The sequence below is a fragment of the Rhizobium sp. CFBP 8752 genome, from assembly GCF_014842035.1.
Lineage (GTDB): Bacteria > Pseudomonadota > Alphaproteobacteria > Rhizobiales > Rhizobiaceae > Neorhizobium > Neorhizobium soli.
In genome coordinates this window covers 1,469,316-1,485,683 of the sequence record NZ_JACYUZ010000001.1, presented here as the reverse complement: position 1 = coordinate 1,485,683, position 16,368 = coordinate 1,469,316, and the positions used below count along the sequence as shown (strand labels likewise).

Below are 16,368 nucleotides of genomic sequence, written 5' to 3'. Positions count from 1 at the left end.
TTGAAGTCTAAAAAGTTGACGTCAGGCAGCCGGAGATTGCGCGGTGCGCTGCTGGGCAAGCGCCGCCAGATCCGCAGGTTTCAGTTCGACCGATTCGCCGCAACCGCAGGCCGATGTCTGGTTCGGGTTCACGAAGGTGAAGCCGGATCGCATCTTGGTCGTCTCGAAATCCATCTGGGTGCCGAGCAGGTAAAGAACGGCCGAGGGCTCGATCCACACCTTGGCGCCGTCCCGCTCGATCAGGTCGTCCTTTGCATTCGGCACAGTCACGATATCGATCGTGTACTCCATGCCGGCGCAACCGCCCTTCTTGATACCGACGCGCAAGCCAAGCGCATCAGGACCGGAGTTCGAGGTGATCTGGTTGACGCGCTGTGCAGCAGCGTCGGTGATCGTCATGACAGCAAAGCCCATGGCATTCTTTCCTTCCACGACCGGGTTCAAGGCCCGGTGTTTCTAGATCTGGTGTTTCGAGAGTACGTCTCGTGATTCCAACTTAGTACCGGTGCCTTAACCGATCAATACCACCCGACAGCAACCTGCGCCTCTTCGGACATCCGCTCCGGCGTCCACGGCGGATCGAACGTCATCTCGACCTCGACGCCGGACACACCTTCGACGGCGCCGACGGCATTTTCCACCCAGCCCGGCATTTCGCCGGCAACCGGGCAACCGGGCGCTGTCAGCGTCATCATGATCTTCACCATCCGGTCATCCTCGATATCGACCTTGTAGATCAATCCGAGTTCGAAGATGTCGGCCGGAATTTCCGGGTCATAGACGGTTTTCAAAGCCGCGACGATGTCGTCGGAAAGCCGCGCCACCTCGTCCTCGGGAATGGCGGACTGGATGATCCCCTCGCGGGCATCCCATTTCGGTATCTGGTCGTCCATGGCCTTCAAAAGTCCTTCAGGAAAAGAAATCGCGGGCGTAGTCGAGTACATCTGCCAACGCATCCACTTCGGCCCGGGTATTGTACATGCCGAAGGATGCACGGCATGTGGAGGTAACGCCGAAGCGTTTCAAGAGCGGCATGGCGCAATGGGTTCCGGCTCTGACTGCCACACCGCGCCGGTCGATGACCATCGAGATGTCATGCGCATGAATGCCGGCAAGCTCGAACGAGAAGATCCCGCCCTTGCCCGGCGCGTTGCCAATGATCCTCAGCGAATTGATCGCGCTCAGCCGCTGGGTGGCATAGGCAGTCAGATCGGCCTCGTGCTTTGCAATCGCATCGCGACCAACCTTGTCCATATAGTCGAGCGCATGACCGAGGCCGATCGCCTGAACGATCGGCGGCGTGCCGGCCTCAAACCGGTGCGGTGGATCATTGTAGGTGACGAAATCTTCGGCAACGTCGATGATCATTTCGCCACCGCCCATGAACGGCCGCATCTCTTTCAGACGGTCCGCCTTGCCATAGAGCACGCCGATGCCCGAGGGGCCGTATAGCTTGTGACCGGTCATCACGAACCAGTCGCAGTCGATATCGCGGACATCAATCGGCATGTGGACGGCGCTCTGGCTGCCATCGACGAGAACGGGAATGCCGCGCTCGTGGGCGATGCGGCAGACTTCCTTGACCGGAACCACCGTTCCGAGCGCATTCGACATATGCGTGATGGCGACCAGCTTGGTCTTGTCCGTCAGCGCCTTTTCGAAGTCGTCGAGATGAAAGGCGCCGTCGTCATCGACGGGGATCCAGACGATCTTCGCACCCTGGCGTTCGCGAATGAAGTGCCATGGCACGATGTTGGAATGGTGCTCCATGATGGTGATGACGATCTCGTCGCCGTCACCGATATGCGGCATTCCGTAACCGTAGGCGACGGTGTTGATCGCCGCCGTCGAGTTGCTGGTGAAGATGATTTCGTCGACGGAACCGGCGTTCAGGAAACGGCGCACCTTTTCGCGCGCCGCCTCATAGGCATCCGTTGCCGCATTGGAGAGGTAGTGAAGGCCGCGATGCACATTCGCATACTCGTTCGAATAGGAATGCGCGATCGCGTCGATCACGGCCTGCGGCTTCTGGGCAGACGCCCCGTTGTCCAGATAGACCAGCGGCTTGTTGCCATGCACCATGGTCGAAAGGATCGGGAAATCCTTTCGGATCGCTTCGACGTCGTAAGCTGTCGCAGGTGTGATCTGGTCCATGTCATGCCTCATTTGCGGACGCGCGCCTTTAAAATCAGGCGTGCTTTTCGAGCCAGTCGGAGATGACGCCTTCCAGCGCTTCGACGAGCTTTTCTTCTTCCAGTTCCTCGACAATCTCCGCCACGAAGGCGTTGACCAGCATGGCACGGGCCCTGTTTTCCGGAACGCCGCGCGCCATCAGGTAGAAGAGATGGTTGCGGTCGATATCGGAAACCGTGGCGCCATGGCCGCAGATCACGTCGTCGGCAAAGATTTCCAGCTCCGGCTTCACCGAGAAATCGGCGTCGTCGGACATCAGAAGCGTATTGCACGCCATCTTCGCATCGGTCTTCTGCGCGTCCGGGGCAACCTTGATCATGCCCTGAAACACACCGCTTGCCTTGTCGAACAGGACGTTGCGGATGATTTCCGTGGAGCTCGTATGTGGAACGTTGTGGCCGAGTACCATCGTCACGTCCGTATGGGTATCGCCACCGAGCAGGTTGACGGCGCGCAGCGTGAACTCCGACCCCTCGCCCTGAACGTCGACGCGAAGCTCCTGGCGCACCAGCTTGCCGCCGGCGTTGACGATAAACAGTCGCAGCTTGGTATCTGTACCGAGCGATATGCGGATCTGACCGAGATGGGTGTCGTCAGCCCCTTGAGTCTGGAGGATGATCCAGGTGATCTCAGCGCCGTCCTGCAGCGTCAGGTCGCTGATCGACGATACGAGTGCCGCATCATCAGTCACCGCGCAGTGACGCTCGATGATCATTGCCTTGGACCGGGCTCCGAACACCGCCGGAAACCGCGTATGGACCTGACCGGCACCGTGAACTGCCTGAAGCTCGATGGGCTGCTCGACCGAGACATCCGCCGGTACGGAAAGCGCAAAGCCGTCACGCACGAAGCTGCCGTTGATGCGGCCGATCGCGTCGTCCTTGTCGAAAGCCGCAAGGCCCGCCACGGCCGAACCATCGGCGAGCTGGTCCCTGAAGACCGAAAGCTCGACGCCCTCGATCGTCACGCGGCTGTCCGCCACGCCCTGAACGATCGACAGGACCTTAGCCCCTTCGACCAGCGGCGCGACCGGTTGAACCGATACGCCGCCGACGACACGCTCAGGAACCGAGCGCAGCAGGTTCTTCAGATCCGTATAATGCCATGACTCGATACGTCGCGTCGGCAGGCCCGACCGCTTCAAATCGTCGAGAAGACGGTCGCGGGTTCCCGTGACGGCGCCGTTGCCCGGCAGTTCGCCAACCTGGGCCGCAAAAGCCTCGACGAGCGCGGTTTCGGCGGCCGTCAGCCGGACGGGCTGATTAATTTGCATGTTCATGCCAAATTCCTTCCCGCGTCTCAGGCTGCTTTGCCGATGATGTCCGCGTAGCCATTTGCCTCGAGTTCGAGCGCCAGCGCCTTGTCACCAGTGCGGATGATCTGGCCCTTGTAGAGGACGTGAACCGTATCCGGCACGATATAGTCGAGCAGGCGCTGGTAGTGGGTAATGACGATCGTCGCACGATCCGGCGACTTCAGCGCGTTGACGCCATCCGCCACGATCTTGAGCGCATCGATGTCGAGGCCGGAGTCGGTCTCGTCGAGCACGCAGAGCAAAGGCTCGAGCAGCGCCATCTGCAGGATTTCCGCACGCTTCTTCTCGCCACCGGAAAAACCGACATTGAGCGGACGCTTCAGCATGTCCATGTCGATCTTCAGCTCGGCAGCTGCTTCCTTGACGCGTCGGATAAAGTCCGGCGTCGTCAGTTCGGCTTCGCCGCGCGCCTTGCGCTGCTCGTTCATGGCCACCTTGAGAAACTGCATGGTAGCGACGCCCGGGATTTCGACCGGATACTGGAAGGCGAGGAAGATGCCCTTGGAGGCACGCTCCGCCGGATCGAGCTCCAGAATGCTCTCACCGTTCAGAAGGACTTCGCCCTCGGTGACTTCATAGTCCGGACGTCCGGACAGGATGTAGGACAGCGTCGACTTGCCGGAACCGTTCGGCCCCATGATGGCGGCAACTTCGCCAGCCTTCACGGTCAGGTTCAGGCCACGGATGATTTCGGTGCCGTCTTCGGCAATGCGTGCATGCAGGTTTCTGATTTCAAGCATAGGTCTATCTTTCCGGATACTCTTTAGTGACGCGCAAGGCGCGCTATTCAAATGACAGGCCGATCAGCCGACGGAGCCTTCGAGCGAAATCCCGATCAGCTTCTGCGCTTCGACCGCAAATTCCATCGGCAGCTGCTGGATGACATCCTTGACGAAGCCGTTGACGATCAGGGCGATCGCTTCTTCTTCGGGAATGCCGCGCTGCATGACGTAGAACTTCTGGTCGTCGGAAATCTTCGAGGTCGTCGCTTCGTGCTCGATCTGGCCCGATGCATTCTTCACGTCGATGTAGGGCACGGTATGCGCACCGCACTTGTCGCCGATCAGAAGCGAATCGCAGTTGGTAAAGTTGCGGGCGTTTTCAGCCTTGCGGTGGATGGAGACCTGACCGCGATAGGTGTTCTGCGAGACGCCGGCAGAAATACCCTTCGAGATGATGCGGCTCGACGTGTTCTTGCCGAGGTGGATCATCTTGGTGCCACTGTCGATCTGCTGGTGACCGTTCGAAACGGCGATCGAGTAGAACTCGCCGCGGCTGTCGTCGCCACGCAGGATGCAGGACGGATATTTCCAGGTGATCGCCGAACCGGTCTCGACCTGGGTCCAGGAAATCTTCGAACGGTGGCCGCGGCAATCGCCACGCTTGGTGACGAAGTTGTAAATGCCGCCCTTGCCCTGGGCATCGCCCGGGTACCAGTTCTGAACCGTCGAGTACTTGATCTCGGCATCGTCGAGAGCAACGAGCTCAACCACTGCGGCATGCAGCTGGTTCTCGTCGCGCTGCGGCGCCGTGCAGCCTTCGAGATAGGACACGTAAGCGCCTTCCTCGGCAATGATCAGCGTGCGTTCGAACTGGCCGGTGTTCTTCTCGTTGATACGGAAGTAGGTCGACAGCTCCATCGGGCAGCGAACGCCCTTCGGCACGAACACGAACGAGCCATCGGTAAACACCGCAGCATTCAGCGTGGCGTAATAGTTGTCGGTGGCCGAAACGACGGTGCCCAGATACTGCTTGATCAGGTCCGGATGCTCGCGAATGGCTTCCGAGATCGACATGAAGATCACGCCGGCCTTCTGAAGTTCCTTCTTGAAGGTCGTGACAACAGACACGGAATCGAACACCGCATCGACGGCAACCCGCGGCTTGTCGACGCCCGCAAGGATTTCCTGCTCGCGCAGCGGAATGCCAAGCTTTTCATAAACGCGCAGCAGCTCGGGATCAACTTCCTCGAGCGACTTCGGACCGGACGTAGTCTTCGGTGCGGCATAGTAATAGAGATCGTTGAAGTCGATCTTGGGGTAATCGACGCGCGCCCAGGTCGGCTCTTCCATCGTAAGCCAGCGCTTGTAGGCGTCGAGACGCCATTCCAGCATCCATTCGGGCTCCTGCTTCTTGTCTGAAATGAAGCGGATGATGTCTTCCGAAAGGCCCTTGGGCGCCTTGTCCACTTCGATGATGGTTTCGAAGCCGTATTTGTACTGATCGATATCGATCCCACGGACCTGATCGATTGTTTCCTGGACAGCTGGCATGTTCATTCTCCAAATCTTGCCGGCTCAAATTCCGGCAATTCTGTCATGTCTCCGGGAGGTTCTGTTCCTCCCGTATGTAGGCGCCAAAAGGCGGTTTTCACACCTTTAGGCAAGTAGAAAGTTGCGCTCGCACAAATTAGAGCGCTGTCACGCCGCAACGCCTTGGGCCTTGCGACGGGCTGCGATTTTGGCAAAAGCCGCGACCGCTCGCGTAATGTCTTCGTCTGTCGTGTCGGGACCGAGCGAGATACGCAGGGCACCCAGCTGCGGATCCCGGCCCATCGCCGTCAGCACATGGCTCTCGCCGACCTTGCCCGAAGAGCAGGCCGAACCGGCCGACAGCGCGATCCCCTCGATATCGAAAGCGATCTGACCCGTTTCCGCTTTCAGCCCCGGCAGGGTGAAGAAGCAGGTATTGCCAACGCGGGGAACGTCCGCGCCATGGATCATCACATCGGCAGCAGCCTTGCGCATCTCGCCCTCAAGCCGATCCCGCAAAGCGCCGATACCGGCATTGCGATCATCGAGGTCTTCGCTCATCGCCGCAGCCGCCGCGCCGAAGCCGACGATCGCGTGAAAATTCTCGGTCCCCGAACGGTGACCCTTCTCCTGCCCGCCACCCCGGATCAGCGGCTTCGGCATCAGAACTTCGCCGCGCGAAATCAGGGCGCCGACGCCCTTCGGTCCGCCGATCTTGTGCGACGAGATCACCATGAAGTCGGCATCAAGCCTGGTGATATCGACCGGGATACGACCGACGGCCTGCACCGCATCGACGACCAGAAGCCCGCGATGCCTGTGGACGATCTCCGCAGCCTCCGCCACCGGCTGGATCACGCCGGTCTCGTTATTGACCAGCATCAGCCCAACCATCGGAAGGCCAAGAGAATGGTCATGCGCCGCCATCAGGGTTTCCAGCGCCGAAAGATCCGCGATGCCTGTGGGCATCACCGGTATCTCGATCACCTGGACAGGATCAAACCTGCCACCTTCCCGGATCGCGGGATGCTCGATCGCCGAAACGTAGAGAGCGCCGATCGCGAGGGGCGAACGGCCCATCCGGTAGTCAGGGGTCAGAACGTGGTTCGAGGCCTCCGTCGCACCGCTGGTAAAGGTCACAAGCGCTGGATCTGCACCGACCAAGGCCGCAACCTGGCGCCGCGCCTTGTCGACGGCCGCGCGCGACAACCGGCCCTCACCATGCACCGACGATGCGTTGCCGGGAAGCTGAAGGGCCTCCAGCATCGCGGCACGCGCCGGCGCGCTCAAAGGCGCGGTCGCGTTCCAGTCGAGATAGGTGCGGTTCAACGCCATTGCCTGATCAGATTCCGTCCCTAATTACCGTTGGGTCTCATCTAGGGTTGCCGCAGGCCGCATTTTTCTTGAAATTCCGGCCACGCTTGCCTTAAGAGACATCGCATCGGGCGCTGCCAAGGCGGCCCCAATTTCGAATGGTTCTAAACTGGGTTTTAGAAAAGCTGAGCGGCTTCGTCAAGTCAAACTCGACGGATGAACCGTGGATAGCAACCCAGTCTGGCATCAGATCACGTTTGACCGACCGGAGTACCGATGCCCGAAGTGATTTTCAACGGCCCTGCAGGCCGCCTGGAGGGCCGCTATCAGCCTTCCAAGGAAAAGAGCGCGCCGATCGCCATCATCCTGCATCCGCACCCGCAGTTCGGCGGCACGATGAACAACCAGATCGTATACCAGCTCTTCTATATGTTCCAGAAGCGCGGTTTCACGACGCTCCGCTTCAACTTCCGTTCGATCGGACGCAGCCAGGGCGAGTTCGACCACGGCGCCGGTGAATTGTCCGACGCAGCCTCGGCACTCGACTGGGTCCAGAGCCTGCATCCGGATTCCAAGAGCTGTTGGGTCGGCGGATATTCCTTCGGCGCCTGGATCGGCATGCAGCTTCTGATGCGCCGCCCGGAAATCGAAGGCTTCATCTCCGTTGCGCCGCAGCCGAACATCTACGACTTCTCGTTCCTGGCGCCCTGCCCCTCCTCCGGCCTGATCATCAACGGCGATGCGGATAGGGTTGCGCCTGAAAAGGACGTCAACGGCCTCGTCGAAAAGCTGAAGACCCAGAAGGGCATCCTCATCACGCACAAGATCATCGAGGGCGCGAACCACTTCTTCAACGGTCAGACCGAAACGCTGATGGGCGAATGCGAGGATTACCTCGATCGCCGCCTCAATGGCGAACTCGTCCCCGAGCCGGCTGCCAAGCGCATCCGCTAAGGCTACTGTGCATCGAAGAAACAAAAATGGCCGCGTTTGCGGCCATTTTCGTATCTTCAGTTGACCGGTCGCACATGTGCCGCACGCGGACGCCCATCGTCTGACGTCGCTTCATGAACCCGGTTACGGCCAGCCCGCTTCGCGGCATAGAGCGCCACATCCGCCTGCCGGAACATTTCGTCGAGCGCGTCGGGGCTGGTGAGATTGGCGACGCCGAAACTCGCCGTGATCCTTGAGGTGGGTGGCAGACCCGCCACCGACATCGCCATCGTGCCGCCCCTCAGAGCCTGAGCCACCATCAGCGCAACGTCCATCGGCGTGTTGGGAAGGAACACGGAGAACTCTTCGCCGCCCATCCGGCCGACGATTGCTTCTTTTGGCGCGCACGAGGAAAGCAAGGTCCCGAAACTCTGGATCACCATATCCCCGGCATGATGCCCATAGGTGTCATTGATGGTCTTGAACCTGTCGAGATCGCATAAAACCACCGCATGCGGTCCGTTTGGAAACGTCGCGATTGCGGATCTTACCCGGCGCTCGAAGCCGCGCCGGTTTGCAAGACCCGACAGAGCGTCGCTTTCCGACACGCTGCGTTCATCGGCCATGATTTCGAGCACCAGCACCGACAGCAGGGTCAGGCCGACCGCGACCATCAGAACAGCCGTCAGGCTCTGGGAGATCAGCGCATAGTCGGTGCGGATATAATCTGTCGCGACGGACCCGGCACCAACGGCGATCGCAAGTGCGGCCTTCGCAATGAAATGAACCCCTGTGACCGCAAGAAGCGCGCACACGACCTTATCGATCAGCAGTTGCCGGTTCGAGCGCAACAAAGCCTGCAGAACCACGCCGGCGCTTGCGAGGATAACCAGGGCAAATGGAGTCTGGTAGGAAAATGCGTGAAGCGGCGTGCCGGGCCGCAGATCATAGACGAAGACGTTTCCGAACGAGCTGACGGCGAACATCAATCCGGCAAGTCGACGGTTGATGCGAACGTCATAGAGACTGCCAATACCGAAAAGCAGGAAAATCATGCCACCGAGAACGGTTGCAAAAGCTCCGATCGCCCAGGGACGCGGCCAGGGCAGATAGGCGACGGCAATCTCGCAAACAGCGGCCAGTGAAGCGACGCCGAAACCGGCCCCGAACCAAAGCGCGGCAACGCGCGACCGACTGCGGGTGGAAACAACCGCAAACACGATACAGAAACATATCGCGACGACGAAATTCACCCCCAGGAAAAAAACTGCCCCGTTCATCAACCCAACAATGCATTTAGAAAATAAGGAATGCCGCAGTCCTGCCTTCACCTTAGTGGCTTGGCAGAAAACAAAAGATTAATGAACCATGACGGCGAGTCACAGATAAGTGCAAGCGCATTTCGCTGCATTTTTGGAGTGATAAACCACCAAAACAGTGCTAGACGCCGGCTCTCAAGACAAAAAACGCATCCACAGAGAAGTAAGATGTCCAGGTTCAAGTCCGATTTCCTCCACACGCTCGATGAGCGTGGCTTCATTCACCAGATTTCCGACGAATCGGGTCTCGACGAACTGTTCGCCAAGGAAACCGTGACGGCCTATATCGGCTTTGATCCGACGGCCCCGAGCCTTCATGCGGGCGGCCTCATCCAGATCATGATGCTGCACTGGATGCAGCAGACCGGCCACCGGCCGATCTCCCTGATGGGCGGCGGCACCGGCATGGTCGGCGATCCATCCTTCAAGGATGACGCGCGCCAGTTGATGACGATCGACACGATCGAAAGCAATATAGCCTCCATCAAGCGCGTCTTTTCCAACTACCTGAGCTACGGCGAAGGTCTGAAGGATGCGCTGATGATCAACAACGGCGACTGGCTGCGTGATCTCAACTACCTCGAATTCCTGCGCGATGTCGGCCGTCATTTCTCGGTCAACCGCATGCTGTCCTTCGACAGCGTCAAGACGCGCCTCGACCGCGAGCAGTCGCTGTCCTTCCTCGAATTCAACTACATGATCCTTCAGGCCTATGATTTCGTGGAGCTCAACCAGCGATACGGTTGCCGCCTGCAGATGGGCGGCTCCGACCAGTGGGGCAATATCGTCAACGGGATCGACCTTGGTCACCGCATGGGGACACCGCAGCTCTACGCCCTCACCTCGCCGCTTCTGACGACATCGTCGGGTGCCAAGATGGGCAAGTCCATGAACGGCGCGGTCTGGCTCAACCCGGACATGCTGTCGGCCTATGACTTCTGGCAGTACTGGCGCAACACCGAGGACGCGGACGTCTCGCGCTTCCTGAAGCTCTACACCACGCTGCCGATGGACGAGATTGCCCGCCTCTCAGCACTTGCTGGTTCGGAGATCAACGAGGTCAAGAAGATCCTCGCGACGGAAGTCACCGCCATGCTGCACGGCCGCGACAATGCCGAGCAAGCGGCTGAAACCGCCCGCAAGACGTTCGAGGAAGGTGCGCTCGCCGACAACCTGCCGTCGATCGACGTCGCATCGTCGGAACTGGAGGCTGGTCTTGGCCTCCTGGCACTGATCGTCAAGGCAGGCCTTGCAGCCTCCAACGGCGAAGCTCGCCGGCATATCCAGGGTGGCGCCGTGCGCATCAACGATACGGCAGTCTCGGACGAACGCGCCGTCATCGGCACCGGCGACGTCACGGCCGATGGCGTGATCAAGCTGTCTCTCGGCAAGAAGAAGCATATCCTCGTCCGCCCGGCCTGAGTGCCAGCGGTCTGCAGAACAATGAAAAGGCCTCGTTCGCGAGGCCTTTTTTTATTGGAACTCGAAGATCTGTCGGAACACCCCGGGCGCGATGATCGACAGCGGATTGATCGTCAGCTTCGGCTTGTCGAAGACGCCTTCGAGCTTGAAGGTGATGCCGATCAGTCCGCGGTCTCGTCCGTTGCCGAGAATGGCACCGATCAGCGGAAGCTCGCCGAAAAGCCGGTTGATTCCATAGGCCGGCATGAAGGTGCCGGTCATGTCCATGCTGCCGCGGGCGTCGCGCAGCATGCCCTGGAATGTCGCGCCGATCTGCTCGCCGCGAACGATGCCGTTGGCAACAGAGAGCGCACCGTTCCGGTAAACGAGCGAGGCAAAACCGCGCTGGAAGCGCGCGGCGTTGAGATCGATTTCCTTCTTGACCGCCTTGCTGAGGCTTTCCCCATCCCGGCCCACAGGGGTCGATACCAGCGATTGCAGGCGCTGCTCGTCTACCAAAGCGAAGCTTCGGATGTCGACATTGCCGGCCCAGTCGGACCCTTGCGATCGCAGCCGCAAATTGAGAAGACCGCCCCGCATGTTGTTGTAGATATTGGCAAACCGCACGATGGCGCCGGCGTCTCCGCTGGTCATCGAGATCGTGTTGCCCTTCGTTATGTCGCTGACAACGGCCTGCCCGCTTTCCGTTACGGCGGAAAGGTCGGCCGAGGCGATGTCGCCATCGCGTATCGCAAACAACAGAGTGACGTTTGACAGGGCCTCGTCGTTGAAGCCGACCATGCGATCGAGCTTGGCACGGATCGTCGCGCCACCGCTGCTTTTGGCAGAGGAACCCGACCCACTTGCACTAGGCGTAGCCGAGCGAAGTTTGGTGATGATAGGCCTTATATCGGCAGAGGATCCGCCGATCGACACATCGAAGACACCCTTCGACTGCTTCACCGCAACGCTGAAATTATCGGACGGCGACAGGCGGGCGCTCGAAAACTCCGCCGACGCGAGGCTACCATTTGTGAGGACGATATTGCCCTGCGCGCCAAACCCGTCGCCCACCAGTTCGAAGTTCTTGAGCTCTGTCCGCTGGAGGCCCTCCCCGGCAATCTCGAACTGCGCCTTGGCACCGACGCCGTTGCCCTTCGTCCAGCCGATGCCCGGGATGGAGAGCGCAGAGCGCGTCAGATCGAGGCTGACGCCTTGCCTGGTATCATCGAGCCTGGTCAGTTCCACGCTGATCGTACCCTGGACGATCTCCGAGAGACCGGGCACCAGTTTGTCCCGCTGGCTGTCGCTGAGGACTGCCTTGATGACCTGTTCACGCTTGACAGTCGACGCGCTGTCGATCGGCTGCACGAGGGTGACGTCTGCAGGCACCTCGTCGATCGCAGCCTTCGCGCTCAGTCTGGCGGCCTGCGGATCGATCTCGAGCGTGCCGTCGATATTGGAAATCTTGCGACCGGACACCGGCGTCGCCAGCGCAACGTCGCGCAGGTCCGCATGCGCATTCCAGACCGGCTTCGGCGGGTTCTGGTCATTGACCAGACCAAACTGCGCCTTCACATCCACCTTGGCAGTGCCGGAAAAATCCGATGGCTTGAACTCTGTGTTTTTGAGACCGTTGATGGGCTTAAAACTCGTGAGTTCCGCGATGGCATCCGCCGGCCCGCTCAGTTTCAGCGCGATATCGGCCATCAGCGGCTTCGCGTAGGTCGATGGGATCGAGAAACGCCCTCCCTCAACCTTGACCGCGCGCCCCGACGGAAAAAACGAACCCGCCTGCGTGATGTCGACCTGCATCGCTTCACCCTTCAGGTCGAAACGGCCGTAGATGTCGCGAAGCGGCGGGATGTCGGCGGGCAGGTTGACGCGCCCGTCGGCAAGGTCGAAACTGATCTGCAGTTCGTTGCGGTTGAGATCGAGCGGAACGCCCGGTCCCTTCATCCGTCCTGCCGGAATGAAGACGGCGATGGAGCCGTTGCTCAGCGTTCCCCCGAACATGTTTCCCATCACCCAGTCGCGTGCCTTGCGGGCCATCCAGAAGGGCCAGAGCTGCTTGATTGCAGTCACCTGCATCTGTGGCAACTGACCGCCGAAGCTGATTTCCGGAGACTGCGTGCCGAAGCGCACTTTCAGCGCAGCGGCCATCCGCCCAAGCGGACTGGACATCGCCATCTCGTCGAACTGCAACTCGCGATCGGCCGAGAGATAGCGTCCAACGGCTTTCAGATCGAACTGTGCCGGTTCTTCGGCGTTCGACGCGCCGGCTGCTGTTCCTCCGCTGACAAGGAGATCGAGGCCGAACCCCGGCCGGTGGTCTGCCGGATCGACCCTGTTGAGATCGACGACCGCGCCGGTGAATGGAAGGACAGTCGGGCCAAAACGCGCTTCCGATCTCTGGATTTCGATCGCGTCCTTGGTGAAATCATAGGCGACATCGATATCCGCGCCGCTGAAGGGCTGCTCGATACTGTCGAAATAGAACCGTCCGGGCGACTGCTTGAGCTTTGCGGTGATGACCGGAACAGTGGTCTCGCGCGAACGGGTTGCAGCAAGTTCAAGATCGACGGCACTGTCCAGCCCTTCGCGCGGCATCCCGGCTGCATCCCGATGCAACAGGAAGGACGTCACGTCCAGCCCCATGAGCTTTGCGGAAAGTCCGGTCGTCACGCCTTCGATAGTCTGGGATCCTGCCACCAGCGTTGCCTGGCGGTCGTTAAGGCTGACGATCCCCCTGATATCGATCTCGCCCTCGATGTTGCGCTGCATGTTCAGTTCGTTGACGACGAACATCAGCGGCTTCTGGCCAGGGGCAGACGGCAGCACGATTTCGATGCCGGCAATCCGGACGAAAGCGGTGCCGGTACGCTCGATCAGGCCGCGCACTTCATCAAGGCGCTGGAACGCCTGCTCGAGCAGCTTCGGCATCGCATCGACGCGAACCTGCGACAGCGCCATAGGATCGCCTGCCGGCAACTGCGCCGTCTCCAGCCGAATGCCTTGCGCGGAAATGTTGTTGATGGAAACGCGACCACCGAGAAGCTTCATCGGATCGATCGCCATCCGCAGCGCTTCGGCACGGCTCAGCCGCTGACCGCTCGCTTGCTCGACGATATCCACGTCGCGCGCCTCGATCGCGATCCGCATCACCGAATCAAACCGGATCGCCGTCGAACCGACCGAAGCGACATAACGGGGCCCGATCGCGTTGTTGAGGGCCGACTGGGCCCGCGCCGTCAGCGCGCCGTCGACGACGCCGCTCTCGATGGCGACAATCGCAGTTCCGGCAGCAGCCAGAATCAGCATTGTAAACAACAAAAAGGTCTTGCCCACGCGGCGCATGCGCGATCGGCGCGGTGGGCAGTGTACGATTATGGGATCTTCCGCCTGTGCAGAGGGAAGTTCGTGCAGCGGAACCATATCCTTGCGGTTGAAGCTGACCTTTTCGCCGCGAATTTCCGCCATCAGGCTGACATTACCTTCTCAAGACCCGCTGCAGCCTGACTAGACGCAACGGGCACCAATAGACTACCGATGGGCCGACAATTGCTCAAGATCCCGGCGAAAGAAAGGAAATTCATGTCTGAATTGGCCATTGGCGACATCGCCCCACAGTTCGATATTCCCCGCGACGGCGGTGGTGCCGTCTCGCTGCAGACGTTCGCCGGCAAGCCGGTCGTTCTCTACTTCTATCCAAAGGACGATACGAGCGGCTGCACCACCGAAGCGCTGGCGTTCACCGCCCTCCTCCCCGAGTTCGAAAAAGCCGGCGCCGCCGTCATCGGCGTGTCCCCGGACACGGTGAAGAAGCACGACAAGTTCGTCGAGAAGCATGCGCTCGCAGTGATCCTCGGATCGGACGAGGATACCGCCGTCGCAAACCTCTACAGCGTCTGGAAGGAAAAGAGCATGTACGGGCGCAAGTACATGGGAATCGACCGCACCACGTTCCTGATCGATGCCCATGGCCGGATCGCAAATGTCTGGCCGAAGGTAAAGGTTGCCGGTCACGCCGAAGAGGTGCTGAAAGCCGTACAGGCCCTGTAAGCCAGACACCTCCCTGTCGCATGTTGATGCGACAGGGAGGTGTCACGCCTCCTGCTCTGCGGCACGGAAAACAACGGTTTGTTAACTATAAAGCGGTCTAGTGCGGAGGAAGGATCACCGCGCACGACTCGTCTCATGCGCATCTTCAGGAGCAGAAGGTGGCAAACGGAACTCAAAGCCGCGTTTTTGGAAATCGTGCTCCCGAGCACGTTCTCATTCTCGCAAGCGGCGAAAAGATCCGCCACATGACGATCCGCCCCTGGATGGCGGCAGTCTCCGTCTGCGTCGTCGGCGCGTTGGCGATCGGATATCTCGGCGCCACCAGCTATCTCGTGATCCGCGACGATCTGATCGGCGCAACGATGGCGCGCCAGGCGCGCATGCAGCATGATTACGAAGACCGGATCTCTGCCCTGCGCGCCCAGCTCGACCGCATCACATCCCGCCAGTTGCTCGATCAGCAGGTCGTGGAGCAAAAGGTCGAGAAACTGCTTGAACAGCAAAACGCCCTCTTTTCGCGGCACGGCAAGCTTGGTTCGCTTCTAGACCGCGCGGAAGAATCGGGCATCGTCCCGTCCGCCGGCACCTCGTCGTCACCAGCTTCAGCCTATCAGGCAGAAGGCAAGGACAAGCAGGCATCCGTCAGTCATGGACTGGACGCGATCGAAGGCCTGTTGTCGAACCATTCCGCTCCGGCGGATCTCGGCGTCGCCAACCCATTGGCCTACACCCCGCTTCGCGAAAATCTCGCGGATCGAGCCGACCGCATCTTTTCCAAGGTGACTCTGTCCTTGAAGGACATCGAGAAGCGCCAGATCGTCAAGATCGCCGATCTCACCACTGGCGCATCGCAGACGGCAGACGCCATCACGTCCATCCTCCGGCGTACGGGCGTGCAGGTCGCGGCCGCTCCTCCGACCGAACCGGACCCGGGTATTGGTGGCCCCTACGTCCAGCCTCAGCTGTTCTCGGACACGTTCGACACATCGCTCGATGATCTCGATTCCGCGCTTAACCGGCTCGAAAGCGTCCGCGACGTGGCGCGCGAGCTGCCGTTCGGAAACCCGGCCCCCGGCCGTTCCGTCACCAGCCGGTTTGGTAACCGGATGGACCCGTTTGTCGGACGCCTCGCGCTGCATGCAGGCATCGATTTTCAAGCCGAGACCGGTGACGACGTGAAGAGTACGGGCGCCGGCAAAGTCGTTGTCGCCGGTCCCTCAGCAGGCTATGGCAATCTGGTCGAGATCGATCATGGCCAAGGCATCACCACGCGCTATGGCCACATGTCGCGCATCCTTGTCAGAGCCGGAGAAACCGTGGCTCCCGGCGAGGTGATCGGACGTGCAGGCTCCACCGGACGGTCCACGGGACCGCATGTTCATTACGAAGTGCGACGCGACGGTTCGCCGGTCGACCCCGTGCATTTCCTGAACGCCGGTATGAAGCTCGACAATTATCTCAATTAGGCCGCAAAGATGCGCGAGAGGTCCGGAATGGGTCATGCGTTGCGAAACTGAGCGCGTTCGACAACACATTGGAAGCCTTGCCGCCTCTATTCACCACATCCGGCAGCAATATT

Annotated in this window: 13 protein-coding genes; 4 read left to right on the top strand and 9 right to left on the bottom strand. The window is 60.2% G+C overall.

Annotation, left to right across the window (positions count from 1 at the left end; translation table 11 throughout):
* Positions 1–21: 21 nt before the first annotated feature.
* The 7 genes from sufA to IFT59_RS07005 all read right to left on the bottom strand — a co-directional run bounded on the left by sufA (position 22) and on the right by IFT59_RS07005 (position 7,095).
* Positions 22–414, bottom strand: a complete 393-nt coding sequence (sufA, locus tag IFT59_RS07035) for a Fe-S cluster assembly scaffold SufA (RefSeq protein WP_192086448.1) — start codon at positions 412–414, stop codon at positions 22–24.
* A gap of 104 nt (positions 415–518) precedes the next feature.
* Positions 519–893: an SUF system Fe-S cluster assembly protein gene (locus tag IFT59_RS07030; protein WP_062456735.1), complete on the bottom strand. Its 375-nt coding sequence runs from the start codon at positions 891–893 to the stop codon at positions 519–521.
* A 16-nt stretch (positions 894–909) separates the two neighbouring features.
* Complete coding sequence (locus IFT59_RS07025; protein WP_192086447.1) at positions 910–2,154, bottom strand: cysteine desulfurase; 1,245 nt, start codon at positions 2,152–2,154, stop codon at positions 910–912.
* A gap of 34 nt (positions 2,155–2,188) precedes the next feature.
* Entirely contained in the window at positions 2,189–3,472 is a 1,284-nt protein-coding gene (gene sufD, locus IFT59_RS07020; protein ID WP_192086446.1) for a Fe-S cluster assembly protein SufD, read from the bottom strand.
* Positions 3,473–3,492: 20 nt separating this feature from the next.
* Positions 3,493–4,248, bottom strand: a complete 756-nt coding sequence (gene sufC, locus IFT59_RS07015; protein WP_192086445.1) for a Fe-S cluster assembly ATPase SufC — start codon at positions 4,246–4,248, stop codon at positions 3,493–3,495.
* Between the two features lie 63 nt (positions 4,249–4,311).
* Positions 4,312–5,781 (bottom strand): Fe-S cluster assembly protein SufB, encoded by a 1,470-nt coding sequence (gene sufB / locus IFT59_RS07010; protein WP_192086444.1) that lies wholly within the window; start codon positions 5,779–5,781, stop codon positions 4,312–4,314.
* A 147-nt stretch (positions 5,782–5,928) separates the two neighbouring features.
* On the bottom strand, positions 5,929–7,095 hold the full coding sequence (locus IFT59_RS07005) for a cysteine desulfurase family protein (RefSeq protein ID WP_192086443.1): 1,167 nt from the start codon (positions 7,093–7,095) through the stop codon (positions 5,929–5,931).
* 255 nt (positions 7,096–7,350) lie between these two features.
* Here IFT59_RS07005 and IFT59_RS07000 point away from each other — a divergent pair, with 255 nt between their 5' ends.
* Complete coding sequence (locus IFT59_RS07000; protein WP_062456717.1) at positions 7,351–8,028, top strand: alpha/beta hydrolase; 678 nt, start codon at positions 7,351–7,353, stop codon at positions 8,026–8,028.
* A gap of 56 nt (positions 8,029–8,084) precedes the next feature.
* Here IFT59_RS07000 and IFT59_RS06995 read toward each other — a convergent pair whose 3' ends face one another.
* A complete protein-coding gene (locus IFT59_RS06995; RefSeq protein WP_192086442.1) occupies positions 8,085–9,287 on the bottom strand; it encodes a GGDEF domain-containing protein in 1,203 nt (400 codons plus the stop codon).
* 207 nt (positions 9,288–9,494) lie between these two features.
* Here IFT59_RS06995 and tyrS point away from each other — a divergent pair, with 207 nt between their 5' ends.
* The gene (tyrS, locus tag IFT59_RS06990; protein ID WP_192086441.1) at positions 9,495–10,748 is read left to right on the top strand and encodes a tyrosine--tRNA ligase; all 1,254 of its coding nucleotides are present in this window, start codon (positions 9,495–9,497) and stop codon (positions 10,746–10,748) included.
* A gap of 51 nt (positions 10,749–10,799) precedes the next feature.
* Here tyrS and IFT59_RS06985 read toward each other — a convergent pair whose 3' ends face one another.
* Positions 10,800–14,207: a YhdP family protein gene (locus tag IFT59_RS06985; protein WP_192086440.1), complete on the bottom strand. Its 3,408-nt coding sequence runs from the start codon at positions 14,205–14,207 to the stop codon at positions 10,800–10,802.
* A gap of 114 nt (positions 14,208–14,321) precedes the next feature.
* Between IFT59_RS06985 and bcp the strand changes: the two genes are divergently transcribed.
* Both bcp and IFT59_RS06975 read left to right on the top strand, forming a co-directional pair.
* Positions 14,322–14,789 (top strand): thioredoxin-dependent thiol peroxidase, encoded by a 468-nt coding sequence (bcp, locus tag IFT59_RS06980; protein ID WP_192086439.1) that lies wholly within the window; start codon positions 14,322–14,324, stop codon positions 14,787–14,789.
* A gap of 158 nt (positions 14,790–14,947) precedes the next feature.
* Positions 14,948–16,255 carry a M23 family metallopeptidase gene (locus IFT59_RS06975; RefSeq protein WP_192086438.1) on the top strand — a complete coding sequence of 436 codons (1,308 nt, stop codon included), beginning with the start codon at positions 14,948–14,950 and terminating at the stop codon, positions 16,253–16,255.
* Positions 16,256–16,368: the final 113 nt, after the last annotated feature.